The sequence below is a fragment of the Streptomyces fructofermentans genome (assembly GCF_014651055.1).
Taxonomy (GTDB): Bacteria; Actinomycetota; Actinomycetes; order Streptomycetales; family Streptomycetaceae; genus Streptomyces; species Streptomyces fructofermentans.
In genome coordinates, this window is record NZ_BMWD01000002.1 from 441,499 (window position 1) to 466,919 (window position 25,421).

20 protein-coding genes are annotated in these 25,421 nt (G+C 73.3%); 13 read left to right on the forward strand and 7 right to left on the reverse strand.

The genetic code is table 11. The features are described 5' to 3' along the window. Positions 1–21 precede the first annotated feature (21 nt). Entirely contained in the window at positions 22–1,044 is a 1,023-nt protein-coding gene (locus IE265_RS04855; protein WP_190034051.1) for an alpha/beta fold hydrolase, read from the reverse strand. 229 nt (positions 1,045–1,273) lie between these two features. On the opposite strand from IE265_RS04855, the gene IE265_RS04860 reads away from it, so the two are divergent. Next, positions 1,274–1,501: a hypothetical protein gene (locus IE265_RS04860; RefSeq protein ID WP_190034108.1), complete on the forward strand. Its 228-nt coding sequence runs from the start codon at positions 1,274–1,276 to the stop codon at positions 1,499–1,501. Positions 1,502–1,519: 18 nt separating this feature from the next. Here the strand turns inward: IE265_RS04860 and IE265_RS04865 are convergent, their stop codons facing one another. Next, entirely contained in the window at positions 1,520–2,254 is a 735-nt protein-coding gene (locus tag IE265_RS04865) for a 4'-phosphopantetheinyl transferase family protein (RefSeq protein WP_190034052.1), read from the reverse strand. Beyond that, complete coding sequence (locus IE265_RS04870) at positions 2,202–3,146, reverse strand: metallophosphoesterase family protein (protein ID WP_190034053.1); 945 nt, start codon at positions 3,144–3,146, stop codon at positions 2,202–2,204. Before IE265_RS04870 ends, IE265_RS04865 begins: the two co-directional genes overlap by 53 nt. A gap of 492 nt (positions 3,147–3,638) precedes the next feature. Between IE265_RS04870 and IE265_RS04875 the strand changes: the two genes are divergently transcribed. Continuing rightward, on the forward strand, positions 3,639–4,817 hold the full coding sequence (locus IE265_RS04875; RefSeq protein WP_190034054.1) for an ATP-grasp domain-containing protein: 1,179 nt from the start codon (positions 3,639–3,641) through the stop codon (positions 4,815–4,817). A 225-nt stretch (positions 4,818–5,042) separates the two neighbouring features. On the opposite strand, the gene IE265_RS04880 is transcribed toward IE265_RS04875, so the two are convergent. Next, positions 5,043–6,380 carry a 6-phospho-beta-glucosidase gene (locus tag IE265_RS04880; protein ID WP_190034055.1) on the reverse strand — a complete coding sequence of 446 codons (1,338 nt, stop codon included), beginning with the start codon at positions 6,378–6,380 and terminating at the stop codon, positions 5,043–5,045. 473 nt (positions 6,381–6,853) lie between these two features. On the opposite strand from IE265_RS04880, the gene IE265_RS04885 reads away from it, so the two are divergent. Beyond that, positions 6,854–7,606, forward strand: coding sequence for an IclR family transcriptional regulator (locus IE265_RS04885; protein ID WP_190034056.1), 753 nt, complete (start codon positions 6,854–6,856; stop codon positions 7,604–7,606). 63 nt (positions 7,607–7,669) lie between these two features. Here the strand turns inward: IE265_RS04885 and IE265_RS04890 are convergent, their stop codons facing one another. Both IE265_RS04890 and IE265_RS04895 read right to left on the reverse strand, forming a co-directional pair. Continuing rightward, the gene (locus IE265_RS04890) at positions 7,670–9,364 is read right to left on the reverse strand and encodes an FAD-dependent oxidoreductase (protein ID WP_190034057.1); all 1,695 of its coding nucleotides are present in this window, start codon (positions 9,362–9,364) and stop codon (positions 7,670–7,672) included. Between the two features lie 51 nt (positions 9,365–9,415). Continuing rightward, on the reverse strand, positions 9,416–10,330 hold the full coding sequence (locus IE265_RS04895; RefSeq protein WP_190034058.1) for an AurF N-oxygenase family protein: 915 nt from the start codon (positions 10,328–10,330) through the stop codon (positions 9,416–9,418). 301 nt (positions 10,331–10,631) lie between these two features. Between IE265_RS04895 and IE265_RS04900 the strand changes: the two genes are divergently transcribed. The 5 genes from IE265_RS04900 (at position 10,632) to IE265_RS04920 (ending at position 17,949) form a co-directional block, all read left to right on the forward strand. Next, positions 10,632–11,627, forward strand: a complete 996-nt coding sequence (locus tag IE265_RS04900) for a pyridoxal-phosphate dependent enzyme (RefSeq protein WP_190034059.1) — start codon at positions 10,632–10,634, stop codon at positions 11,625–11,627. A 118-nt stretch (positions 11,628–11,745) separates the two neighbouring features. Continuing rightward, on the forward strand, positions 11,746–12,972 hold the full coding sequence (locus IE265_RS04905; RefSeq protein WP_190034060.1) for a sensor histidine kinase: 1,227 nt from the start codon (positions 11,746–11,748) through the stop codon (positions 12,970–12,972). Then, positions 12,969–13,652: a response regulator gene (locus IE265_RS04910; protein ID WP_190034061.1), complete on the forward strand. Its 684-nt coding sequence runs from the start codon at positions 12,969–12,971 to the stop codon at positions 13,650–13,652. The genes IE265_RS04905 and IE265_RS04910 overlap by 4 nt, the downstream gene beginning before the upstream one ends. Before the next feature lie 543 nt (positions 13,653–14,195). Then, positions 14,196–16,310, forward strand: a complete 2,115-nt coding sequence (locus IE265_RS04915) for an MMPL family transporter (protein ID WP_190034062.1) — start codon at positions 14,196–14,198, stop codon at positions 16,308–16,310. A gap of 256 nt (positions 16,311–16,566) precedes the next feature. Further along, a complete protein-coding gene (locus tag IE265_RS04920) occupies positions 16,567–17,949 on the forward strand; it encodes a glycoside hydrolase family 16 protein (protein WP_190034063.1) in 1,383 nt (460 codons plus the stop codon). Positions 17,950–18,075: 126 nt separating this feature from the next. Here the strand turns inward: IE265_RS04920 and IE265_RS04925 are convergent, their stop codons facing one another. Beyond that, entirely contained in the window at positions 18,076–19,092 is a 1,017-nt protein-coding gene (locus IE265_RS04925; RefSeq protein ID WP_190034064.1) for a helix-turn-helix domain-containing protein, read from the reverse strand. Positions 19,093–19,247: 155 nt separating this feature from the next. Between IE265_RS04925 and tkt the strand changes: the two genes are divergently transcribed. The 5 genes from tkt to IE265_RS04950 all read left to right on the forward strand — a co-directional run. Further along, positions 19,248–21,323 (forward strand): transketolase, encoded by a 2,076-nt coding sequence (gene tkt / locus IE265_RS04930; RefSeq protein WP_190034065.1) that lies wholly within the window; start codon positions 19,248–19,250, stop codon positions 21,321–21,323. A 19-nt stretch (positions 21,324–21,342) separates the two neighbouring features. Further along, the gene (gene tal / locus IE265_RS04935) at positions 21,343–22,488 is read left to right on the forward strand and encodes a transaldolase (RefSeq protein ID WP_190034066.1); all 1,146 of its coding nucleotides are present in this window, start codon (positions 21,343–21,345) and stop codon (positions 22,486–22,488) included. After that, positions 22,485–24,143, forward strand: a complete 1,659-nt coding sequence (gene zwf / locus IE265_RS04940; protein WP_229916031.1) for a glucose-6-phosphate dehydrogenase — start codon at positions 22,485–22,487, stop codon at positions 24,141–24,143. The genes tal and zwf overlap by 4 nt, the downstream gene beginning before the upstream one ends. Beyond that, complete coding sequence (gene opcA, locus IE265_RS04945; RefSeq protein ID WP_190034067.1) at positions 24,140–25,072, forward strand: glucose-6-phosphate dehydrogenase assembly protein OpcA; 933 nt, start codon at positions 24,140–24,142, stop codon at positions 25,070–25,072. Before zwf ends, opcA begins: the two co-directional genes overlap by 4 nt. After that, a partial coding sequence (locus tag IE265_RS04950) for a phosphoglucose isomerase-related protein (protein ID WP_506005193.1) occupies positions 25,065–25,421 on the forward strand: 357 nt, incomplete at its 3' end. The genes opcA and IE265_RS04950, both read left to right, overlap by 8 nt.

Here is a 25,421-nt window from a genome sequence, read left to right on the forward strand (position 1 = left end):
GCCGGACACCGCGCAGCCCCCTCAGGTCGCGCTGCGTTCGCTCGCCTCCCTGAGTTCCCGCTCCCGCACGCGGTCGGGCGCGGTGCCGGGCCGGCCGGCACACAGCAACTCGCTCCAGTGCTCGCGGCTCCAGTCGGCGGGCGCCGTCGTACCGGTGAACTCCTCGACGAGGGAGGCGAACCGGGCCGCGTCGCTGTGGAAGGGGAAGTGCCCCGCGCCCTCGAAGATCTCCAGCCGGCTGCCGGGCATCGCCTCGTGGGCCCCGTACGCGTGCCGTACCGGGACCACGCTGTCCCGGTCGCCCCAGATGAGCAGCGTGGGCATGCCTGCCGTGAGGTAGCAGCGGTCGAGCATCGTCACGACCTGGCCGCGCCAGTCGACGACGGCCCGCAGCGTACGGATGAAGGCGCTGCGCGAGGTCTCGTCGGGCAACGCGTCGACGAGCGTCAGCAGTTCGGCCGCGTCCTGCCCCAGATCGGTGTCGAGCCACCGCGTCAGGTGCGCGAACATCCGCGCCTGGAGCGCCATGCCCGGCAGTCTCAGCGCGGACAGTGCCAGGTGGGCGCCCGGCAGCGACACCGCCCTCAGCACGGGGTTCACCTCCCGGCCCACCCCGCCGGCGCTCACCAGGACCAGCCGCTCGGTGCGCTCCGGGAACTGGTAGGCGAACTGCATCGCCACGCCGCCGCCCAGCGAGTGCCCGAGCAGGGTGGCCCGCTCGATGCCGAGGGTGGACAGCAGGTCCCGCAGGCCGTTGGCGTAGGCGGCCACCGAGTAGTCGGCACGCGGCTTGTCGGAGGCGCCGTGGCCGAGCAGGTCGGGCGCGACGACGGTGTGGGTGCGCGCGAGGCGCGGCACCAGCTCGGCCCAGGTCGCCGAGGAGTCGCCGATGCCGTGGACGAGCACGAGCGCCGGGCCCTCGCCGGCCATGCGGTACGCGCGCCGGTAGCCGTGCACCGTCCGGTGGCGCAGCCGCAGTTCGCCGTCGCCGACCGGACGCAGCCTCGCGCCGCGCCGCGGGCGCCGCCCTGGTACGTCGACCACCGGCCCGCCTCCCCTCACCGGCCCGCCGGGGTACGGCCGCGGCCCTCGGTTCCAGCGTAGGACGCTTGTCCGACGTGGGGTTTCCGTGAGGTTTCGTTTCCGCTGACCGGGCGAACCGATCGGGACGGAAAGGGCATTGTCAGTGGCGGACGGCAAGCTGGACCCAGCGCCACCGCTGTGCGGCGGCGCGCGCACCTCCGAAGCCGAGCCGAACCGGGAGAGCCGTCCGATGCCGACCGCCGTACTGACCGATCACGAACGCACCGCCGTGCAGGCCTATCTGCGTCTCCTGCAGACGGTACGGGCCGCGCTCGACGCCCCGCCCGGCTCGGGACGACCACCCGTCGTGCCGCCCGGCGCCCTCGCCGAGGCGGAGCGCGCGTTGGCGGCGGCGGGCCTCACCGGCAACGAGGAGGCGTTCTTCCGGATGCTGCGCTCGTGGTGCCCGGAGGTGTGACGAGCCCGCTTCCGGGCCTCACCCCGGCAGGCCCGGGCCCGCGGCACCCGTCGCTCCCGGGGCCGTCCGGCCCGGTCCGCGCGGCACGGCCACCGAGGTCGCCACGAGACCGCGGCCCACCGTCCAGCGGCCCTCGAAGCGGCCGACACGACGGCCGTCCACCACCGGGCCGGGCACGAGGAGCCGTGCGCTCAGCCGCCCCGACGGAGTCGGTCCGGGCTCCATGGAGAGGTCGATGTCGGCCTCCGAGAAGTCGAGCCACTTCCCGGTCAGGGGGAACCACGCCTTGTAGACGGACTCCTTGGCGCTGAACAGCAGCCGGTCCCAGTGGACCGAGGGGTGCTCCCCGGTGAGCCGGTCCAGCCGTCGGACCTCGTCGGGCAGCGCGACGGCTTCGAGGACGTACTCCGGGAGCGGCAGATGCGGCTCGGCGTCGATGCCGAGCGAGGCCAGGTCGCCGGTCCGGGCGAGTGCCGCCGCGGCATAGCCGTCGCAGTGCGTCATGCTGCCGACCAGCCCGGCGGGCCAGCGGGGCGCTCCCCGGTCGCCGTGCGGGACGGCCTGCGCGGGCACGCCCAGCTTCTCCATGGCACGCCTGGCGCAGCCGCGTACGACCGCGAACTCTCGGCGGCGCTTGGCGACGGCGCCGACGATCAGCTCCGGCTCCCCCGGATACAGCGCCGTGTCCCCGGGCACGTCGTCACCGTGTGCCTCCACGGCCACGACCGGATCCGGGAGCAGTTCCTCGATCACCGGATCCGACCTCCATCGGCAGAATGACACGCGGTGTGCCCGGCGGTTCCGGACGCTTTCGCCACTCGCGGGGGTATCCCACCGAGACCTCTTCGAAGCGGACACCGTCGAGCCTGGTGCTCCGGGGGATGTGCAGGTGCCCGTAGACCATGGCGGTCGCACGGTGGGCGCGGTGCCAGTCGGCGGTGAGCCGGGTGCCGCACCACATGGCGAACTCGGGGTACCACAGGACCTCGGTCGGATGCCGGTCCAGCGGATAGTGGTTGACCAGCACGGTGGGCAGTTGGTCGGGCAGCTCCGCGAGCCTGCGCTCCGTCCCGGTCACGCGGGCCCGGCACCACGCCTCGCGGCTGGGGTACGGGTCGGGGTGCAGGAAGCGCTCGTCGGCGCAGACCACGCCGGTTCCCCTGGCGTACGCGAGCCCCTGCTCCTTGGTGGTGCAGCCCGCCGGGAGGAACGAGTAGTCGTACAGGAGGAAGAGCGGGGCGACCGCGACCGGTCCGCCCTCGCCCTCCCACACGGGGTACGGGTCCTCCGGGGTGGTGACGCCCAGTTCGCGGCACATCTCGACGAGGTGCCCGTACCGGGCCGCGCCGCGCAGGGTGACGGTGTCGTCGGGATGGGTCCACAGCTCGTGGTTGCCCGGAGCCCAGATCACCTTGCGGAACCGCGAGGCGAGCAGCCCGAGGGCCCAGCGGATGTCCTCGACGGTCTCGGCGACGTCGCCGGCGACGATCAGCCAGTCCTCGTCCGTGCCGGGCCGCATGTCCTCGACGAGAGCGCGGTTCTCGGGATGGGCGACGTGCAGGTCGCTGATGGCCAGCAGGCGGCCCGGTCGGTCGGCCGTCGTCACCCTCGCCCCCTCCACGCACCGTGCGGCCTCCGCGTCCATGGGCGGAGCGCGGGACGGATGTCGGCTCCACGGTACAAGAGCGACATCCTCCGGCGGCGCCCTCGCGGCCTCCCGCACTCAACTCCCCCTGTAGGGCGAATTGTTCGCCGATGGATACGGGTCCCAGGAGCCGGGTGCCCTTGAGTCCCGGGGTCCGGGGCCCGGGTCGCGGGGATCTCCCGGGGTCGCCGGGGTCCGGTTTCCAGGTGTCCCGTCCCGGCGGCCGCACGTGCGCCGGATCGGCCGCACGTGCGCCGGATCGTCGCGGAACGTTGAATTCCAAGGTCCTGACAGGTCCGGGGAGGCGCCGCGGGCCCGTCCGGGGAATCCGTAACACGCACGTAGCAGCAGAGCCGCTCGGGAAGCCCTATGATCGGCCCAACACAACCGCCACGGACTCCCGTTTTCGGACGGCGGTTTTGTGTACCTCCCTACTCCTAGGCCGGGCACGGCCTGCTTCGCCGTGCCCGCGAACCCTGAAAGGTGGCCTGCATGGTCTCTCGCGTACGCGTATGGCTCAACCGCACGTACGCGGAGAACGTGTTCTTCATGGATCAGCTGCGGAGAAATCCGTGCGGCCGTGCGGTCGAGATCCATGCCACCCACGGCGACCCCGACTCCCCCGTGCTGGCCGCCGCGGACACCGCCGCCATGGAACCGGACGGCCTGTCCCCCGCCGCGTACGTCGAGTACGCGCTCGACCAGTGCGCCCGGCGCTCCGTCGACGTGTTCGTCCCGCGCCTGCACCAGTCGGCGCTCGCCGAGCACCGGGCGGACTTCGCCGCGGTCGGCACGGCCCTGCTCGCACCGCCGGCCGAGGCCGTGCAGGTCTTCGAGGACAAGGTGACCGCGTACGAGGCGGTCGAGAAGTTCGGCATCCCGGCGCCGCCGTACCGACGGGTCCGGTCCGCGGACGAGCTGATCGCAGCGGTGGACGCGCTGGAGGCGGACGGCCACAAGGCGTGCTTCAAGCCGGCCTCCGGGGCGGGCGGCGTCGGCTTCCGCATCATCACGCGCACCCCGTTCTCCCTGCTGCACCTCACCGGCTTCCCGGGCCCCTACGTGTCGCTGGACATGGTCGTCGAGGCGCTGCGGCAGGCCGACGAGCCGGTGGACTGGATCGTCATGCCCCGCCTGGAGCAGCCCGAGGTGTCGGTGGACTGCCTCACCGGTCCGGACGGCCGGGTGCGGATGGCGGTGGGCCGGACCAAGAACGGACGGCGGCGCGGCTTCACCCTGCACCCCTCGTGGATCGAGCCGGCGCGGCACCTCGCGGAGTCGTTCTCGCTGCACTACCTGACGAACATCCAGTTCCGGATGCTCGGCGACGAGCCCGTCCTGATGGACGTGAACACGCGCCCTGCGGGCGGCCTGCACCAGCTGTCCCAGTGCGGCGTCAACGCCCCGTGGGCCGCCGTGCGGCTCGCGCTCGGCGAGGAGCCCGGCGACGTGGTCCCGCCGTTCCTGGGGCAGGACTACGCGGTGGTCTCCGGGCCGCGCGCCCTGCGACCCGTGCCGCTGCCCCAGCAGCGGCCGGAGCCGGAGCCCGCTCCGGCCGCGACGGTGCCGGAGACCGTGGCCGCGGACCGTCCCGGGCCGAGTGCGCCGGTGGCTCCACCGGCGCAGGCGCCCCGGACCGCTCACGCCTCCGACAGCCCGCTGACCGTCTGATCCGGCGGCCCGTCCCTTCCCTGCCGCCAGTGCCCCGTCCGTCCCGTCCGTGCTGGACGGCGTCGCGGCGGGGCCGGTGCGTACGAGGGGCACGTCGCGGGGCGGAGGGTCCCCGCGGTGGAGCCCGTGGCGGTCACGGTGGCCGCACGCCCACCGCGATGGCCGCGGTCGTGGCGGCCGCGGCGGTCGTGCGCCGGCCTCGGCGACCGGGCGCCGGCGGGAGCGTCACACGAGGTAGGCCAGACCGGGATGCGCCGCTGTGTATCCGTCCAGCAGCCTGCGGGCGACGTTCACCGAGTCGACGAGCGGATGCAGCGCGAAGGCCTTGACGGCCGTCGCGCGTGAACCCGACTCGGCGGCGGCCAGCACCTCGCGTTCGACCGCCTTCACCGCGCAGACGACACCGGTCGCGTGGTCCGGCAGCGGGGCGACGGCGACCGGGTGCGCGCCGTTGGCGTCGACGAGGCAGGGCACCTCGATGACGGCGTCCGTGTCGAGCACCGAGAGCGTGTTCCGGTTGCGGACATTGAGGATCAGCGTGGCGCGCTCGTCGCGGGCGATGGCCCGCATCAGGGCGAGTGCGACCTTCTCGTAGCCGCCGGACAGGTCGTCGGCCTCGCGTTCGCCCGCGCCGGCCGTCTCCCGGTTCTCCGCCATGTACGTGGCCTCGCGCTCGGCGCGGGTGCGGTCCCAGGCGGCCAGCGCCGAGCCGTCCGCGCGCCGCGCCTCCTCGTAGAACCCGGCCTGCTGGTCCCGCAGGAAGGCGCCGCGGGTCTTCTCGGCCTCGCGGTAGGAGCGGACGGCCTCCCGGTTGAAGTAGTAGTAGTGCAGGTACTCGTTCGGGACGGCGCCCAGGGAGCGGAGCCAGTCGGCCCCGAAGAGCCTGCCCTCCTCGAAGGAGCCCAGCAGTTCCGGGTCGGCGAGCAGCCGCGGCAGTTCGTCGCGCCCGGCCACCCGCAGTCCCCGGACCCAGCCGAGGTGGTTGAGTCCGACGTAGTCGATCCACGCCTCGCGCGGGTCGGCGCCGAGGACGCGGGCGATCCGGCGGCCGAGTCCGACGGGTGAGTCGCAGATGCCGATGACGCGGTCGCCGAGGTGGCGGGACATGGCCTCGGTGACCAGGCCCGCCGGATTGGTGAAGTTGATCAGCCAGGCGTCGGGCGCGATCCGGGCCACCCGCCGCGCGATGTCGACCGCCACGGGGACCGTGCGCAGTCCGTAGGCGACACCGCCGGCGCCGACCGTCTCCTGGCCGAGGACGCCCTCGTCGAGCGCCACCCGCTCGTCGGCCGCCCGGCCCTCGAGACCTCCGACGCGGATCGCGGAGAAGACGAAGTCGGCGCCGCGCAGCGCCTCGTCGAGGTCGGTGGTCGCGGTCACGGCGGGCGCGTCGGGCACTCCGGCGGCCTGCTCGGCGAGCACCCGGGCGACGGCGGAGAGCCGTCCGGCGTCCAGATCGTGCAGCACCACGTCGGTGACGCGGCCCTCGGCGCGGTCCCCGAGGAGCGCCCCGTACACGAGCGGCACCCGGAATCCGCCGCCGCCCAGAATCGTCAGCCTCACGCAACTGCCCTTCCGGCGCACCCGGCGCCCACCGGCTCCTCGTCGACGCCTGTCGTTCCGCCGACTCCACGTGAACAGTAATCGCCGGGGTCCGCCGGCCCGCGCCGCGGCGGACCCGTGGCGCCCGACGGCCGACGCGGGCGGCGGGCGGGGCCGCGAACGCCACTGCCCCGAGGCCCTTCGGCGAACCCGGCGGACCGGTCCGGCCTCCCCGGCGGACCGGTCCGGCCTCCCCGACGGGCGCCGGCTCCCGAGCGGATGCGTCCGGAAGGGCACGCACGGCTGCCGCCCCCTCCCCCGAGCACCGCCGCGGCCGTATCGTCGAGCTCACCGAGGACGGCCTCGCCCTCCCTTCGCGACTCCGACCAGGCGGGACCGCGTGTGACGAACGACCTGCTCCGGCCACCCGGGTCCGCCGGCGCGGCGGACCCGCGCACCGCGTGCCGTCGCCTCGCGGACTCCGGACCGGCGTCATGAGCGCGCGGTCGGCACCGGCCCGGCTGCTGGCCGTGCTCGCCGCCTTCGACCACGCGCACCCGGCGCTCACCCTCACCGACATCAGCCGCCGGGCCGGACTCCCCCTGACGACCGCCCACCGGCTGGTGGGCGCGCTGCGCGAGTGGGGCGCCCTGGAGCGCGACGCGTCGGGGGTCTACCACGTGGGGCTGCGGCTCTGGGAGATCGCCGCGCTCTCCCCCCGGAGCCTCGCCCTGCGGCAGGTCGCGCTGCCCTTTCTGGAGGACCTGTACGAAGCCACGCACGAGAACGTGCAGTTGGCGGTCCGCGACGGCTTCGAGGTCGTGTACGTCGAGTGGCTGTCCGGCAGGTCCGCGGTCGGGGTGCGCATCCAGGTGGGCGCGCGCTGGCCGCTGCACGCCACGGGGGTGGGGCTCGCGCTCCTCGCGCACTGCGAGGCAGCCGTCCAGGAGGAGTACTGCGGGCAGCAGCTCGCCGCGTTCACCCCGCACACCATCACGGACCCGGCCGTCCTGCGCCGCGTACTCGCCGAAGTGCGGCGCTCCGGCGCGGCGGTGAGCAGCCGTCAGGTGACCGACGACGCGCTGTCGGTGGCGGCACCGGTGCGGGGCGCGGACGGATCGGTGACCGCCGCGGTGTCCGTGGTCGTCCCCGAACACGGAGCCAGGACGACGGCGTTGGTCCCGGCGGTACGCCTCGCCGCGCTGGGCATCTCACGGGCGCTGGGGTGGCAGCCGGGGTCGCCCTGAGCGGGCGGGCGCCCGGCCGCCTCCGGGCCCCCGCGCGCGCGTGCCGATGTGAGAGCGGAAATGTCAGAGCGGGAGGCGACGGCGACGGGCGGCCGCGACGAGTTCCGGCACCGTGGCCAGTTTGCCGCGCGGTCTTCCCTCGTCCCGCCCCAGGGCCAGTTCGGCGCGGTCGATGGCCCGCATCCCGCGTGCGTCGACGACCTGCCGGTTGCGGCGCCGGGCCAGTCGCAGGAAGGCCTTCGCCGACCGGCCGGGGTCGGGAAGGAGGCCCTCGACCGCGTCCGCGAGCAGGGTGCCCACGGTCTCGGCGGCGCAGGCGCGGTTGGCGCCGATGCCTCCGGAGGAGCCGCGTTTGATCCAGCCGACGACGTACGTGCCGGGGAGTCCCGCCACCCGGCCGTCCTCGTGGGGGACGGTTCCCGTGGCCTCGTCGAACGGCAGCCCCGGCACCGGGACGCCCCGGTAGCCGATCGCCGTGAGGAGCAGCCCGGCGGGCAGGACGGTCCCGCCGCCCGCCCCGGTGACCCGCACGGCCCCGACAGGCCCACCACCCGTGCCCCTGCCACCGCCGTTCGCGGTCGGGTCGCCGGCGCGGCCGAGCACGTCGACCGGCTCCGAGTGGAAGCGCAGCACCACGCGCCGGCCCTCGGCGGGAGGCCGCGACCAGTCGGTGCCGAGGACACGCGGGGCGTCCCGGAGCAGGGCCGCCAGGTCGTCGGGCCCGGCCGCGTCGATGGCGGCGCCGGTACGGGGGTCGTGGTCGTCGACGACCAGGTCCGCACCGGGCAGCCTGGTGAGGGCGAGCAGTTCGGCCCTCGTGCAGGCCGCGTCCGCCGGGCCCCGCCGCCCCAGCAGGACGACCTCGCGGACCTTGGAGGCGCGCAGTGCCGTGAGCGCGTGCCCCGCGATGTCGGTTTCGGCGAGGTCCTCCGGGTCCGAGACCAGGATGCGGGCCACGTCCAGGGCGACATTGCCGTTGCCGACCACCACGACCCGCTCCGCCGACAGGTCGACCGCGTCCGGCTCGGCATCGGGGTGGGCGTTGTACCAGGCGACGAAGTCCGTGGCCGAGAGGCTGTTGGGCCGCTCCTCCCCCGGCACGCCGAGCCGCTTGCCACGGGACGCCCCCACCGCGTAGACGACCGCGTCGTGGTGCGCGGCGACCTCCTCGGCCGTCACGTGCTCGCCGAGCCCCAGTCCGAGGAGCATCCGCACCCGAGGGTGGGCGTGCAGACGCGCGAAGGTCTCGCCCGCCCTCCGCGTACCGGGGTGGTCGGGTGCCACGCCGTACCGTACGAGCCCTCCGGCGGCCGGCAGCCGGTCGATCAGGGTGACCTCGGCGCCGGTGTGCAGGAGCAGGTCCTCGGCCGTGTACATCCCGGCCGGACCGGTGCCGACGACCGCGACCCGGAGCGGACCGAAGTCCGCGGGCAGGATGCGCTCGAACGCCGGCCGGTCCCAGGCGTGGAAGTTGGGGCTGTCCTCGGACACCTCGGGCGACGGGGCCCGTTCGAAGTACGAGGCGTTGATCGCCGCGTACTCCCGCTGGACCCCGGTGAGTTGGTCGACGGGAAGGATGGCGTCGACCGGGCAGGCGTCGGCGCAGGCACCGCAGTCGATGCAGGTGTCCGGGTCGATGTGCAGCATCTCGGTGCTGCCGAACGCCCGTTCCTGCGGGGTCGGACGGATGCAGTTGACGGGGCACACGGCCACGCAGGTGGCGTCGCTGCAGCACGTCTGGGTGATGGCGTAGGTCATGGTGTCCGCTCTGATCGGCGAGGCGTCCGGTCGACGCGGCGGCCGGATGGGTCAGATCAGGTGGGCGCGCCGGTAGAACGCGAGGGCCGGCTTGGTGAGGAGTCCGGCCGAGGCCAGGAACTCCATCAGGCCCGAGCAACTGGACCGCAGCATCGCCTTGTGGTGCTCGTTGTCCCGCGCCTCGGCGAGGGCCCGTTCCGGGTCGAGTCCCGCGTTGGCGTAGACGTCCCTGCTCACCATGCTGGTGACGATCACGTGGGCGGCCACCGCGATGACGAGCGCGTGGATCCGGCGGCGGACGCGGCCCGCACCCGCCAGCCTCTTGCGCGTCTCGTCGCGGGCGAACTTCATGTGGCGGGACTCCTCGACCACATGGATGTTGTTGATGGTCCGCACGAACGGCACCACCCGTTCGTCGCGCATCCAGTCCCGCTGCATGACGTCCAGGACCTCCTCGGCGACGAGGATCGCCGCGTAGGCGGCCTCGCCGAACGCGAGGGTCTTGAAGGCGCGGCCGAGTTCGACGGCGGCGCGGCGGGGACGGTAGGCGGGCGCCCCCAGTTTCCGGGCGCCGCGGGCGAACATGATCGAGTGGCGGCACTCGTCCGCGATCTCGGTGAGCGCCCACTGGACCGTCTCGTCGCCGGGGTCCTTCGCGTAGATGTCGCGCAGGATCAGCTGCTGGAGGATCATCTCGAACCAGATGCCGGTGCTGGCGACGGAAGCGGCCTCCTGGCGCGTCAGCTCCTTGCGCTGCGCGTCGGTGAGCTCGTTCCAGTACGCCGTTCCGAAGAGGGTGCTCCACTCCGGGCTCGCGCCGTGGAAGTCCTTGTCGAGGGGCGTGTCCCAGTCCACCTCCGTCAGAGGGTCGTAGGAGAGCTTCGCGGACGAGTCGAGCAGGCGGCCGGCGACACCGGTCCCCCGAGTGCCTGTGCCGGCTCCCGCCCGCGCGGTGCTGCTTGCCATGCTCCCAACTCCTCAGTCCGAGTGATCGGTCGAGCGTCCTCCGAGGCCAACAGCCCATCTCTGGGCGGGCCTTGGACCCGGGCGCGCGCGGCGCCCCCGGCCCGGCTGCCGTTCGGCACGCCGTACGACGGACTCGGCGAGTGCCCCGCCGCGCCCTTGTTAGACGGACTGTATAACAAGGGATCGGCGGGGCCTACCCTCCAGTAGCCACGATCCCGAGCGGCGGTCCACGCCCCTGCGTGCCCCGGCGGAGCGCGCCGCCTGACCCGCTCGGGCTCCCCGATCGGCGACGATTCACCCTGTGACGACTACCGACACCGCCCTCGAACCGCCCGCCCCCGTCGCCCTCGGTACGTGGCCGACACCCGTGGAACCGCTGCCCCGGCTCGCGTCGGCGCTCGGCCTCGGGGAGAACGACCTGTGGATCAAACGCGACGACCTGACCGGCCTCGGCGGCGGCGGGAACAAGGTGCGCAAACTCGAATGGACCGTGGGCGCCGCGGTCGCCGAGGGGGCCGACACCCTGGTCACCACGGGTGCCCCGCAGAGCAACCACGCCCGCCTGACCGCCGCCGCCGCGGCGCGCCTCGGACTGCGTGCCGTCCTGGTCCTCCCGGGCGCCGAGGGCGCCTCCCGGTCGGGGAACCTCGTCCTCGACGGGCTGCTGGGCGCCCGCGCGGTGTGGACCGGCGTCTCGGGACGGGCGGCGCTCGACGAGGCCGCCGCCGACGTCTGCGCCCGCCTCGCCGCGCAGGGGGCCCGGCCGGCCCTCATCCCCTTCGGGGGGTCCAGCGCGCTCGGGTCCCGCGGTTACGTGGAGTGCGGGGAGGAACTCAAGGAGCAGGTGCCCGATCTCGACTGCGCCGTGGTGGCGCTGGGTTCGGGCGGGACCATGGCGGGACTCGTGACCTCGCTCGGCCCCGAACGGGTCCTCGGCATCGACACCGGCGCCCTCGACGACCCCGCTCCCGTCGTGGCCGCGTTCGTGGCGGACCTCCTCGACCGTGAGGCGCGGCCGGCGGCACTGCGGGTGCGCGGTGACCAGATCGGCGCCGGGTACCCGGTTCTGACGGAGGCCGTCGAATCGGCCCTGACCCTCACGGCACGCACGGAGGGGATCATCCTGGACCCGATCTACACGGGCCGCGCGATGGCGGGCCTGATCGCGGCCGTACGGGACGGCGACATCCGGGCGGGCCGCGAGACGGTGTTCGTGCACACGGGGGGCCTGCCCGGCCTGTTCGGCCATCAGGACGCGGTCGCGTACGGCGAGAGGGGCCTGACCGCCCAGGCGTGACGGTCCGGCGGGCGCGGGCCTCCCCGTCGCCCGGCCCACACGGATATCCCTCGCACCGGTGAGGACGCGGCCCGCCGATCGCCGGATATTGGGACGGCCCTTGCCCGAGGAGCCGCCCATGTCCGCCCGGTCCCGGGTCGCGCCCGCCGTCGACCGGCTGCGCGCGGCCAATCCGTACGCCGTCGACGCCGCGCTCGCCGCGCTGGTGCTGTTCGCCGCCTCGCTCCAGTGGATGTTCCCCGACGAGGGTGACGACCGGCTGAGCTGGCAGGGGTTCCTGCTCGGCGCGGGCACGGCCGTGCCGCTCGTGTGGAGGCGGCGATCGCCCTTCGGGGCCGCCTGCGCGGTCTCGGTGTTCACCCCCGCCATGGCCGTCCACCACGCGCCGCCGCCCGACGTCCTGTACGGCGGCCTCGTCGTGCTGTACACCCTGGCCGCGGTCGCCCCGCCCGCACAGCGTCGCTTCATGCTGGTGGGGTGGCTGGTCGGAACGTCGATGACCATGACTCACAAGGAGGGCGCCGAGCCCTTCGAGTACGCCTTCCACCTGCTGAGCTGCCTGAGCGCGTACGGGTTCGGGATGCTCGCCCGTCTCCAACGCGCCTACACCGCCGCCCTGGAGGACCGGGCCCGGCGCCTTGAACGCGAGCGGGCCGCCGACACCGCCCGGGCCGCGGCGCTCGAACGCGCCACGATCGCGCGGGACATGCACGACATCCTCGCCCACGCGGTGAGCCTGATGGTCGTGCAGGCGGAGGCCGGACCCGTCGTCGTGCGCAGTGACCCCGAACGCGCCGAGGCCGCGTTCGACGCGATCGCCACGGCGGGCCGGGACGCGATGACGCAGTTGCGGCGCATCCTCGGAGTGCTCAAGGACGCCCCGGTAGAAGGGGGTTCGGCCCGGCTTCCGCAGCCCGGCGTGGACGCGCTCGACGGCCTGCTCCGCCAGGTCGGCGACACCGCGGGACTCCGCGTCGAACTGCGCACGAACGGTGAGCCGCGCCCGCTGGACGCGGACACGGAGATCGCCGTCTACCGGGTGGTCCAGGAAGCCCTGACGAACACGGTGAAGCACGCGTACGCTTCCCGGGCCCGGGTCGAACTGCTTTGGGGGGAGGCCGAGTTGACGCTCACCGTGACGGACGACGGGCAGGGTCCGGGAGGCCGCGGCGCGGGTGGCGGAGGTGGTGGCGACGGCGGGACCACGGGTCACGGGCTGATCGGAATACGCGAACGGGCCGCCGCCTGCGGGGGAACGGCCCGTACGGGACCCGGGCCCGGCGGAGGCTTCCGGGTGGCCGTGACGCTGCCCGTGGCCGCGGACCGGAAGGCGGCCCTCGGGTGAGCATCCGGGTGGTGGTCGCCGACGACCAGGAGCTGGTCCGCAGCGGCTTCAGCATGATCCTGGAGGCGCAGCCCGACATCGAGGTGGTCGCCGAGGCCGGGGACGGCGTCGAGGCGGTGGCCGCGGTGCGGGACCACGCGCCCGACGTCCTGCTGCTCGACATCCGGATGCCGCGGATGGACGGGCTGGAGGCGGCCCGGCTGGTGTGCGCGGAGTCAGGGTGCCGGGTCGTCATGCTGACGACGTTCGACCTGGACGAGTACGTGTACGAGGCGCTGTACGCGGGCGCCAGCGGATTCCTGCTGAAGGACGTGCGCCGGGACGACCTCGTGCACGCGGTGCGGGTGGTCGCGGGCGGGGACTCGCTGCTCGCGCCGTCGGTGACGCGGCGGCTGGTGGCCGAGCTCGTCGAGCGGAGGCGGCGGCGGTTGCGGGCGGAAGGGGCCGGGGTGGCCGATCCGGCGGTACGGCTCGACGTGCTCACGGCGCGTGAGGAGGAGACCCTGCGGTTGCTGGCCCGCGGGTTGTCGAACGCGGAGATCGCGAGGGCGCTGTTCGTCAGTGAGCACACCGTGAAGACGCATGTCAGCAATGTGCTGGGCAAGTTGGGGTTGCGGGATCGGGTGCAGGCCGTGATCTGTGCGTACGAGTCCGGGCTTGTGGCGCCCGGGGCGGGGTGACGTGGCCCTCCGGGGGTTGGGGGCGTCGGGGTGGGTGCCGATGTGGGTGCCGGGGCGGGTGCGGGTCCGTGGGGGCTTGTCGCGCAGTTCCCCGCGCCCCTGGGTGATGGGCCCTGGCCCCTTGCCCATCCAGGTCCGGGCATCGCGCGCCTGAAGTGACGGGCCCTGGCCCCGTGCCGCCAAGGTGTGCGCATCGCCGTGCCTGGTGCGCAGTTCCCCGCGCCCCTGAGGGGTGACCTGCCCCGGCCCCGTACTCACAAAGGCCCTCGCATCCCCATGCCCGAGTGCGCAGTTCCCCGCGCCCCTGAGGGGTGACCTGCCCCGGCCCCGTGCTCACAAAGGCCCTCGCATCCCCATGCCCGAGTGCGCAGTTCCCCGCGCCCCTGAGGGGTGCCGGGGCCCTGGGCGCGGGCCCGCGGAGGTCCGGGGCGGGGTTCTCGCTCGCTCGGGGGATGTGTCGAAACCGCTCTCACCGGCGATCCGCCGGGGCCGTGGCCGACGCGAGGCTGGGCTCGACCGACCTCGACCCGCCGGGAGGCACCCGTGCTCACCACCATCGCCAGGGCGTCGACCCGCCGCCCGTTGACCGTGATCTGTCTCTGGCTGATCTTCCTGCTGCTGGGCTTCGGGCTGGGGACCGGTGTCTTCGGCCGGCTCAGCGACTCCGTACCGGAGATTCCGGGCACCGAGTCGGAGCGGGCCGCGGAGTACCTCGACGGGACCGACCCCGTCGGAGAGTCCGTCACCGCGGTGGTCGGCGGCACCGACGTGTCCGCGCCACGCGTGCGCGCGCAGGTCGAGGCCGCCGTCGCCGACCTGCGCGACCTCGTGGACATCGCCGCCGTCCCCGACCCGTACACCACCCGCGGCCTGGTCTCGGAGGACGGCCGGGCCCTGATCGTCCCGGTGACTCTGGAGGGCGGGCTCGACGACGACGCGGAGGAGCGGGCCCTGGACGCGGCGAGCACGCGGGTCCACGGGATCGACGCTCCCGAAGTGCACGTCAGCGGCGGCCCGTTGCTCGGGCAGCAGCTCGGCGAACGGGCCCAGGAGGACGTGGCACGTGCCGAGATGGTCTCCCTCCCCGTCGTGCTCGTACTGCTGTTCCTGGTCTTCGGCGGGCTGCGTGCCGCCGGGCTGCCCCTGCTCGTCGCGGTCAGCGGTGTCGCGGGCGCGTTCCTCGCCCTGTTCGGCTTCAGCCAGGTCACCGACATCTCCGTGCACGCGATCCAGGTGACGACGATGCTCGGCCTCGGGCTGGCCGTGGACTACGCCCTGTTGATGGTGGTCCGGTTCCGGGAGGAACGCCGGACCACCGGTGACGTCGTCGAGGCGGTGCACCGCACGGTCGACCGCGCCGGGCGCACGGTCCTGTTCTCCGGGCTGACCGTGGCCGTCTGCCTGACCGGCCTGCTCGTGTTCCCGAGCACGTTCCTGCGCAGCATGGGACTCGCGGTGGCCGCCGTGGTCGTGGTCGACATGCTGGCCGCGCTGACCCTGCTGCCCGCGCTGCTGGCCAGGTTCGGCGGCCGCATCGCCCCGGCGCGCACCCGGCCCGCGGTCGAGGAAGGGAGGGTCTTCGCCCGGCTGGCGCGGTTCGCCGCCCGCCGTCCGGTCGCCGTGACGGTCACGTCCGTGCTCGCCCTGCTGGTCCTCGCGCTGCCCGTCGCCGGCCTGCGGATCAGTATCGGCGACGCCCGGCAACTGCCGTCGAGCACGGAGGCCCGCCGGCTGCACGACACGGTGGAGGCCCACTTCCCGCCCGGCACCGGGGTCTCCCCGGTCACCGTGGTCCTGCGGCCGGGCACCGCACCCGGCACCGCCGAGCGCATCCGGGCCCTCGCACCCGACGCCGGCTCCCGCGGCCTGCCGGGCGGGGCGACCGTACTGGAGTTGCGCCCGGGCGGCAGCGCCGACGGCAGGGCGGCCACGGACCTGGTCGAGCGCGTACGGGACGTGCGGGGCGACGAACCCGTGGAGGTCACCGGGGTCGCGGCCCGACTCGTCGACTTCCGGGCGATGCTCGGCGACCGCGCGCCCTGGGCCGCCGTCACGGTCCTGGTCGGCATCCTCGTGCTGCTCTTCGCGTTCACCGGCTCGGTCCTGATCCCGCTGCGCACGGTCCTCACCACGCTGCTCAGCCTGGGGGCCGCGCTCGGTGCGGTGGTGTGGGTGTTCCAGGACGGCCACCTGGCCGGAGTCCTCGGCGCGGAGGGGCTCGGCGCGCTGAGCCTGACGGCACCCCCACTGATCATCGCGATCGCGTTCGGGCTGGCCATGGACTACGAGCTGTTCATCCTCGCCAGGATGCGCGAGACCTGGCTGCGGACGGGCGACGCCCAGGACGCGGTGGTCACGGGCCTGCGCCGCTCCGGTCGCGTCGTGAGCTGCGCCGCACTGCTCCTCGCGGTCGTCTTCGGCGCGTTCATGACCGGCGGCTTCTCGCCCATCCTGCAGATCGGTCTCGGTCTCACGCTGGCGGTGCTGATCGACGCCACGCTCGTACGGATGCTGCTGGTCCCGGCGACCATGGCGCTGCTCGGGAGCCGCGCCTGGTGGGCCCCGCGACCGCTGCGCCGCGCGCACGACCGGTTCGGGCTGCGCGAGGAGGCGCCGTCCGCCGCGAGCGACGACCACGAACTCACGCCGCAGCACTGACCGTTCGCCGCGCCCGGGCGGGGGCGGCCTGAACTGCCCGAACTTCTTCTGAACGATCCCGGGCACAGGAAGCGCTCTCTTCCCCCGACCCCGCCCGCTCCTTCCTTCATGGTGTGAACTCCCCATCCCCGTAAGGACTTTCTCGGCTTTACCTCTTGACGACCGGAGTGCCGAAGAGCACATTGGCCGCGCAACAGCGTTGAGAGCGCTCTCAGCAACACCCGCGCACCCCACTCCGTACTCGAAGAGGCAACCCATGAGGGAAACTTCCGGCACACCCGTAGGACGCGGTCGAATACGACGCGCGCTCATCGCCGCCGTCGGCGTCCTGAGCCTGGCGGCGGCCGGCGCCACGGCCGCCTCCGCGGACCCCCCCACCCCGCCGTCCGGCTGGACACAGGTCTTCGTCGACGACTTCAACGGCTCCGCGGGAACCGGCGTCAACACGTCCAACTGGCAGTACGCGACCGGCAAGGGCTATCCCGGCGGCCCCTCCAACTGGGGCACCGGCGAGATCGAGACGATGACCTCCAGCACCAGCAACGTGGCGCTGGACGGTTCGGGCAACCTCCGGATCACTCCGCGCCGGGACGCCTCGGGCAACTGGACCTCGGGCCGCATCGAGACCAACCGCACCGACTTCCAGCCTCCCGCCGGAGGCAAGTTGCGCGTCCAGTCCCGCATCCAGATGCCGAACGTGACGGGCACCGCCGCCCGGGGCTACTGGCCGGCGTTCTGGATGCTCGGCGCGCCCTACCGCGGCAACTACCAGAACTGGCCGAGCGTCGGCGAGCTGGACATCCTGGAGAACGTCCAGGGGCTCAACACCGTGTGGGCGACCATGCATTGCGGCACCAACCCCGGCGGCCCCTGCAACGAGACCACCGGCCTCGGCGGCTCCACCCCGTGTCCCGGCACGACCTGCCAGTCCGGCTTCCACACATACGGCATGGAGTGGGACCGGTCGACGAGCCCGGAGCAGATCCGCTTCTACGTCGACGGCACCAACTACCACACGGTGCGCGCGAACCAGGTGGACGCGACGACCTGGTCCAACGCCACCAACCACGGCTTCTTCATCATTCTCAACGTGGCGATGGGCGGCGGTTTCGTGGACGCCTTCGGCGGCGGCCCCGACGGCGCCACCGTGCCCGGAAACCCGATGGTCGTGGACTACGTCCAGGTCCTCCAGTCGGGCGGCGGCACCACGCCTCCCCCGTCGGGCAACCGTGACGCCTACAGCGCGATCCAGGCGGAGTCGTTCGACGGGCAGAGCGGCACCATGACGGAGGCCACCACCGACGCGGGCGGCGGCCAGAACATCGGGGCGCTCGCCAACGGCGACTGGGCCCAGTTCAAGGGGGTCAACTTCGGCTCCACGGCAGCCAGGCAGTTCAACGCCAGAGTCGCGAGCGGCGCGGGGTCCGGGGTCAGCGGTCTGGTGGAGGTACGCCTCGACAGCCGCACCAGCACCCCGATCGGCAGCTTCTCACTCGCCAACACGGGAGGCTGGCAGAGCTGGCGGACGGTACCGGCGAACATCGGCAACGTCACCGGCACGCACGACGTCTACCTCACCTTCACCAGCGGCCAGCCCGCGGACTTCGTGAACGTGAACTGGTTCAGCTTCGGCCGCTGAGGCCGGAGCCCCGCGGCCCGTCCGCCGACGCCCCGTCACCTCCCCCGCACGGAGGCCGACCCGGGGCACGGGCCGCGGGGTCACCCGGGGAGGCGCGGACCCTTCCCCCGCGCCTCCCCGGGCCCGTCAGCGCAGGTCGGCCCGGAAGGCCACCGGCGTGGCCCCGGTGTGCTGGTGGAAGAACTTCGTGAAGTTGGCCGCGTCGGGGAAGCCCACGGCGACCCCGACGCGGCCGATCGGCATGTCCGTGTGCGCCAGGAGCCGCTTGGCCTCCAGGACGACCCGCTTGTCGATGAACCCCTTGGGCGTCTCGCCGGTCGCCGCGCGTACGGCCCGCACCAGGGTGCGGCGGGAGTAGCCGAGCGCGTCGGCGTAGCCGCTGACGCTGTGCCGGGTCGCGAAGCCCCTCTCGACCGCCTCCCTGAAGCGGGTGAAGGTGGTGTCGGCCTGCTCGCGCGCCGTGTCGGGGTCACTCGCCGCGAGATGGGCCAGGCGCAGCAGGAACGCGGTCAGCGAGTGCCTGAGCACCGCGGTGTGCAGACTCGGCGGCAGGGTGCCCGTGTCCACGTACTCGCGCTCCAACTGGGCGAGGGAACTCTCCAGGGCGGCGAGCCGGGCGGGGTCCGGGCGCAGCAGCGGCGGCCGGTCGTAGCGGTAGAGCCCGGTCGCCTCGACCGTGGCGCGGGGCAGGAACCCCGGCTGCATGATCAGGACCGTGCCCCGGTAGGCGGCCGTCCGCGAGAAGCGGTGGACCTGGCCCGGGCGGATCCACAGCAGCTCCCCGGGCCCGACCTCGTACTCGGTGAAGTCGACCATGTGCCGGACGGGATCGCCGCGCAGCAGCATCACGACGTGGAAGTCGATTCGGTGGACGCGCTCGATCGGCACGTCCGCGTGCCAGGTGCGGCCGGGTTCCATGGGCCCGACCTGCATACCCACCCCCCAGACGCTCAGGTCGGCGGGGAAGGGGAGGGTCCTGATCCCGTCGCCGGCGCGGGCGGTCGCGTCACCGCCACCGTCGGTCCCGCCGCCCCGGACGCGCCCCTCGCCCTCGCCGCCCCGGGCGGTCCCGGCGTCCTCGCCGCTCCCGGCGCCGTTCGCGCTGCCGCTCCCGTCGGGCCCGGGGGTCCCTGTGTCCGTCATGTCCCTCTCGCGTCGGTTCGGCCCTCTACGGCTCTCAGTCGTTGTCCCACTTTCACCAAAGGCTGACACAGCGAGACCTACCGCAGAATAAGTCAGACTTTTACGTTTGAACGCGTTCGGCCAGACAGTGGGCTTCTACCGAGGACTTCTTGAAGATGAGCGCACAGACACCTGACAGCTTCGAATGGACCGACCTGGACCGGCGGGCGGTCGACACGGCCCGCCTGCTGGCGGCCGATGCCGTGCAGAAGGTCGGAAACGGCCACCCCGGCACGGCGATGAGCCTCGCTCCTGTCGCGTACACCCTCTTTCACAAGGTGATGCGGCACGACCCGGCGGACCCCGAGTGGACCGGCCGCGACCGGTTCGTGCTCTCGCCCGGGCACACCTCGCTGACGCTCTACACACAGCTCCACCTGGCCGGGTACGAACTGGAACTGGACGACCTCAAGGCCTTCCGCACGCACGGCTCCCGGACGCCCGGCCACCCCGAGTACGGGCACACGCCCGGCGTGGAGACCACGACCGGGCCGCTGGGCCAGGGCGCGGCGAACGCGGTCGGCATGGCGATGGCCGCCCGCTACGAGCGCGGCCTGTTCGACCCCGACGCCCCCGAGGGCGAGTCGCCCTTCGACCACACGATCTGGGCGATCGTCTCGGACGGCGACCTGGAGGAGGGCATCTCCGCCGAGGCGTCCTCCCTCGCCGGCCACCAGCGGCTCGGCAACCTCGTCCTCCTCTACGACGACAACCACATCTCCATCGAGGGCGACACCGCCACGGCCTTCTCCGAGGACGTGCTGAAGCGCTACGAGGCGTACGGCTGGCACGTGCAGCGGATCGAGCCCGCGCAGGACGGCGACGTCGACGTGTCGGCGCTCCACGCGGCCCTGACCGCGGCCCGGGCCGAGACCTCGCGCCCCTCGATCATCGCGATGCGCACGGTCATCGCCTGGCCCGCGCCGAACGCGCGGAACACCGAGGCGTCCCACGGCTCGGCGCTCGGCGCAGAGGAGATCGCGGCCACCAAGCGGCTGCTGGGCTTCGACCCCGAGCGGTCCTTCGAGGTCGCCGACGAGGTCATCGCCCACACCAGGCTGGCCCTGGACCGGGGCGCCCGGGCGCACGGCCGCTGGGACGAGCGGCTCGCCGAGTGGCGCCGCGAGCAGCCCGCCAGGGCGAAGCTCTTCGACCGGATCGTGGCCGGACGGCTCCCCGGGGACTGGGAGTCAGCGCTGCCGGTGTTCGAGCCCGGAGCGTCCGTCGCGACCCGTGCCGCGTCCGGGAAGGTGCTCCAGGCGCTCGGCGCGGTGATCCCGGAGCTGTGGGGCGGCTCCGCCGACCTCGCCGGCTCCAACAACACCACCATCGACAAGACCTCCTCCTTCCTCCCCAGGGGCAATCCGCTGCCCGGGGCGGACCCGTACGGGCGCACGATCCACTTCGGCATCCGCGAGCACGCCATGGCCGCGGAGATGAACGGCATCGCCCTGCACGGCAACACCCGCATCTACGGCGGCACCTTCCTGGTGTTCTCCGACTACATGCGCAACGCCGTACGCCTGTCCGCCCTGATGCAGCTCCCGGTGACGTACGTGTGGACGCACGACTCCATCGGCCTCGGCGAGGACGGACCCACCCACCAGCCCGTCGAACACCTCGCCGCGCTCCGCGCCATCCCCGGCCTCAACGTCGTACGCCCCGCCGACGCCAACGAGACCGCCGTCGCCTGGGCCGAGATCCTCAGGCGGCACTCCACCCGCCCGGCCCCGCACGGGCTGGCGCTGACCCGCCAGGGCGTTCCCACGTACGAGCCCAACGCGGACACCGCGAAGGGCGGATACGTGCTGCGCGAGGCCTCCGGCGGCACACCGGACGTGATCCTGATCGCGACCGGTTCCGAGGTCCACCTGGCCGTGGAGGCCCGTGAGCGGCTGGAGGCCGAGGGGGTGGGCACCAGGGTGGTGTCGATGCCGTCGGTGGAGTGGTTCGAGGAGCAGTCCGCGGCCTACCGCGACCAGGTACTGCCTCCGTCCGTGGGGGCCCGCGTGGCGGTCGAGGCCGGCATCGGCCTGACCTGGTACCGGTACGTGGGTGATCGTGGCCGCATCGTCTCCCTGGAGCACTTCGGCGCCTCCGCCGACGCCGACACCCTGTTCGCCGAGTTCGGTTTCACCGCCGAGAACGTCGCCGCCGCCGCGCGGGAATCCCTCGCCGCCGTCCGCGGTTGATCCGAGCGCCCGAAAGAAGATGATCACTGTGACCGAAGCAACCGCACCCGCAGAGCCCCTGGAGCGCCTCGCCGAGGCGGGCGTCTCCGTCTGGCTGGACGACCTGTCCCGCACCCGCCTGACCTCCGGCGGCCTCGCCGGACTCGTGAGGACCGGGCACGTCGTGGGCGTCACCACCAACCCCTCGATCTTCCAGGCCGCGATCGGCTCGGGCGAGGGGTACGAGGAGCAGCTCGCCGACCTGGCCGTGCGCGGCGTCACGGTCGACGAGGCCGTACGGATGATGACCACCGCCGACGTCCGCGACGCCGCCGACGTCCTGCGCCCGGTGTACGACGCGACCGGCGGACGCGACGGGCGGGTCTCGATCGAGGTCGACCCGCGCCTCGCGCACGACACCGCGGCCACCGTCGCGGAGGCCAGGCAGCTCGCCTGGCTGGTCGACCGCCCCAACGTGATGGTCAAGATCCCGGCGACCAGGGCGGGACTGCCCGCGATCACCGAGGTCCTGGCGCTCGGCATCAGCGTCAACGTCACGCTGATCTTCTCGCTGGAGCGCTACCGCGAGGTCATGGACGCCTACCTCGCCGGTCTGGAGAAGGCGCAGGCCGCGGGCCTCGACCTCGCCTCCATCCACTCCGTCGCCTCCTTCTTCGTGTCCCGCGTCGACGGCGAGATCGACAAGCGGCTGGAGAAGACCGGCACGGACGAGGCCCTCGCGCTCCGGGGCAGGGCGGCGCTGGCCAACGCGCGGCTCGCCTACGAGGCGTACGAGGAGGTCTTCGGGGGCCCGCGCTGGACCGCGCTCGGCGGGGCCCGCGCGAACCGGCAGCGCCCCCTCTGGGCGTCGACCGGTGTCAAGGACCCGGCCTACAAGGACACCCTGTACGTCGACGAGCTGGTCGCGCCCGGCACGGTCAACACGATGCCGGAGGCCACCTTGAGGGCGGCCGCCGACCACGCCGACGTCCGCGGCGACACGGTGACCGGCGGCTACGCCCAGGCCCGCGCCGACCTCGCGGCCGTCGAGCGGCAGGGCGTCTCCTACGACGACGTCGTACGGCAGTTGGAGGACGAGGGCGTCGCGAAGTTCGAGGCCGCCTGGGGCGACCTGCTCGACGCGGTCGCGCTCTCGCTGCGGAGCAAGGGAGTTGACGGGGAATGAGCGGGAAACGAGCCGACCGCGGAACGCCGGGGAGCACCGGCGCCGCGACGTCCGCCGCGAAGCCGGGCGCGGGCACCGCGGAGGACCGCGCGCCGGAGCCCTCCCCGCCGGTCGCCGCGCAGGACCCGGCGGCCGACTGGGAGAACGCCCTGCGCGATCCCCGCGACCGCCGGCTCCCCCGGGTCGCGGGCCCCTCGGGCCTGGTCATCTTCGGCGTCACCGGAGACCTGTCCCGCAAGAAGCTGATGCCGGCGGTCTACGACCTGGCCAACCGCGGGCTGCTGCCGCCGGGCTTCTCGCTCGTCGGCTTCGCCCGGCGCGACTGGGAGGACGAGGACTTCGCGCAGATCGTGCACGACTCGGTCCGCGAGCACGCCCGCACGGAGTTCCGCGAGGAGGTCTGGCAGCAGCTCGCCGAGGGCATGCGGTTCGTCCCCGGCGACTTCGACGACGACCAGGCTTTCGAGCAGCTGCGCGCGGCCGTGGAGGAGTTGGACACCTCCCGCGGCACGAGCGGCAACTACGCCTTCTACCTCTCGGTACCGCCGAAGTTCTTCCCGAAGGTCGTCGAGCAGCTCAAGAAGCACGGGCTGGCACGGGCTCCCTCCGGGTCCTGGCGGCGCGCGGTGATCGAGAAGCCGTTCGGCCGCGACCTGAAGAGCGCGCGCGAGCTCAACCGGGTCGTGCACGACGTGTTCGACCCCGAGCAGGTGTTCCGCATCGACCACTACCTCGGCAAGGAGACCGTCCAGAACATCCTGGCGCTCCGCTTCGCCAACCAGATGTACGAGCCGATCTGGAACCGGTCGTACGTGGACCACGTGCAGATCACGATGGCTGAGGACATCGGCATCGGCGGCCGGGCCGGGTACTACGACGGCATCGGTTCGGCCCGTGACGTCATCCAGAACCACCTGCTCCAGCTGATGGCGCTGACCGCGATGGAGGAACCCGTCGCCTTCGACGCCGACTCGCTGCTCACCGAGAAGCTCAAGGTCCTCAAGTCGGTGCGGCTCCCGGAGGACCTGGGCGAGCACACCGTGCGCGGGCAGTACGCGGAGGGCTGGCAGGGCGGCGAGAGGGTGATCGGCTACCTGGAGGAGGACGGCATCGACCGGGCCTCCACCACCGACACGTACGCGGCGATCAAGCTGGAGGTCGACAACCGCCGCTGGGCGGGCGTCCCCTTCTACCTGCGCACCGGCAAGCGCCTGGGCCGCCGCGTCACGGAGATCGCGGTCGTCTTCCAGCGCGCCCCGCACTCCCCCTTCGACTCGACCGCCACGGAGGAGCTCGGCGCCAACGCCATCGTCTTCCGCGTCCAGCCGGACGAGGGCATGACCGTGCGCTTCGGATCGAAGGTCCCGGGTACGTCGATGGAGATCCGGGACGTGTCGATGGACTTCGCGTACGGCGAGTCGTTCACCGAGTCCAGCCCGGAGGCGTACGAACGCCTGATCCTGGATGTCCTGCTCGGCGACGCCAATCTCTTCCCCCGCCACCAGGAGGTGGAAGAGTCCTGGAAGATCCTCGACCCGATCGAGGAGCACTGGGAGACACACGGCGAGCCGGCGCAGTACGCCTCGGGGAGCTGGGGCCCCCAGGAAGCCGACGAGATGCTCGCACGAGACGGACGGAGCTGGCGCAGGCCATGAAGATCGACCTGAGCGACACCACGGCAAGCAAGATCAACAAGGCCCTCGTCAAGGGCCGCCGCGCCATCGGCACCCCTGCCGTGGGCATGGTCCTGACGATGGTCATCGTGACGGACGAGGAGAACGCGTACGACTCCATCAAGGCGGCCGAGGAGGCCTCGCACGAGCACCCCTCGCGCACCCTCGTGGTCGTCAGGCGGCACGCCCGTACCCCGCGCGACCGCACCTCCTCCCACCTGGACGCCGAGGTGCGCGTCGGCGCGGACGCCGGCGCCGGCGAGACGGTCGTCCTGCGGATGTACGGCGCGGTCTCCGACCACGCCGACTCGGTGGTCCTGCCGCTGCTGCTGCCGGACGCGCCGGTCGTCGTGTGGTGGCCGGTCGACGCGCCGGAGGTCCCGGTCAAGGACCCGCTGGGCGCCCTGGCGCAGCGCCGGATCACCGACATGTACGCCGTCGAGACCCCGCTCGCGGCCCTGGAGGCCCGGGCGGCCTCCTACGCGCCGGGGGACACGGACCTGGCCTGGACCCGGCTGACGCCGTGGCGCTCGATGCTCGCGGCCGCCCTCGACCAGGCTCGGACGGAGGTCACCTCGGCGGCCGTGGAGAGCGAGGACGAGAACCCGAGCGCGGAACTGCTGGCCCGCTGGCTGGAGGCCCGTCTCCGGGTCCCGGTCGAGCGCGTCGTCACCGCGGGGCCCGTCGTGACGGCCGTCCGGCTCGGCACCGCCAACGGCGAGATCCGCATCGACCGGCCCGAGGGCCCGCTGGCGACCCTGAACCTGCCCGGCCAGCCCTCGCGCACTCTCGCCCTCAAGGTCCGCAGCACCTCCGAACTCATCGCCGAGGAGCTGCGCCGCCTGGACGCGGACGAGATGTACGCCGTCGCCCTGCGCGGTGGCAGCGGTGAGGGGGCGGACCGTGGCTGACGCGACGAGGCTCGACCGGCGGCCCGAGTGGACCGCCCTGGCCGACCACCGCGCCGAGGCGATGCTGCGCCCGCGGCTCCGTGAGTTGTTCGCCGCGGATCCGGGTCGTGCGGGGCGGTACACGCTTCGGGTGGGTGATCTGCATGTGGACTACTCGAAGCATCTGGTGACGGACGAGACGCTGGCCCTGTTGCGGGAGCTTGCCGTGGCCACGGATGTGGCGGGGTTGCGGGACGCGATGTTCCGCGGGGAGCGGATCAACACGACGGAGGACCGGGCGGTGCTGCACACGGCGTTGCGTGCGCCGCGTGGTGCGGTCGTCGAGGTCGACGGTCAGGACGTGGTGCCC

Coding starts and splice junctions, on each gene's coding strand:
- IE265_RS04920 (WP_190034063.1), top strand. CDS start 16,567: ATGAGGGAAACTTCCGGCACACCCGTAGGACGCGGTCGAATACGACGC.
- IE265_RS04875 (WP_190034054.1), top strand. CDS start 3,639: ATGGTCTCTCGCGTACGCGTATGGCTCAACCGCACGTACGCGGAGAAC.
- IE265_RS04885 (WP_190034056.1), top strand. CDS start 6,854: ATGAGCGCGCGGTCGGCACCGGCCCGGCTGCTGGCCGTGCTCGCCGCC.
- IE265_RS04905 (WP_190034060.1), top strand. CDS start 11,746: ATGTCCGCCCGGTCCCGGGTCGCGCCCGCCGTCGACCGGCTGCGCGCG.
- tkt (WP_190034065.1), top strand. CDS start 19,248: ATGAGCGCACAGACACCTGACAGCTTCGAATGGACCGACCTGGACCGG.
- IE265_RS04890 (WP_190034057.1), bottom strand. CDS start 9,364: ATGACCTACGCCATCACCCAGACGTGCTGCAGCGACGCCACCTGCGTG.
- IE265_RS04895 (WP_190034058.1), bottom strand. CDS start 10,330: ATGGCAAGCAGCACCGCGCGGGCGGGAGCCGGCACAGGCACTCGGGGG.
- IE265_RS04870 (WP_190034053.1), bottom strand. CDS start 3,146: ATGGACGCGGAGGCCGCACGGTGCGTGGAGGGGGCGAGGGTGACGACG.
- opcA (WP_190034067.1), top strand. CDS start 24,140: ATGAAGATCGACCTGAGCGACACCACGGCAAGCAAGATCAACAAGGCC.
- IE265_RS04925 (WP_190034064.1), bottom strand. CDS start 19,092: ATGACGGACACAGGGACCCCCGGGCCCGACGGGAGCGGCAGCGCGAAC.
- tal (WP_190034066.1), top strand. CDS start 21,343: ATGATCACTGTGACCGAAGCAACCGCACCCGCAGAGCCCCTGGAGCGC.
- zwf (WP_229916031.1), top strand. CDS start 22,485: ATGAGCGGGAAACGAGCCGACCGCGGAACGCCGGGGAGCACCGGCGCC.
- IE265_RS04860 (WP_190034108.1), top strand. CDS start 1,274: ATGCCGACCGCCGTACTGACCGATCACGAACGCACCGCCGTGCAGGCC.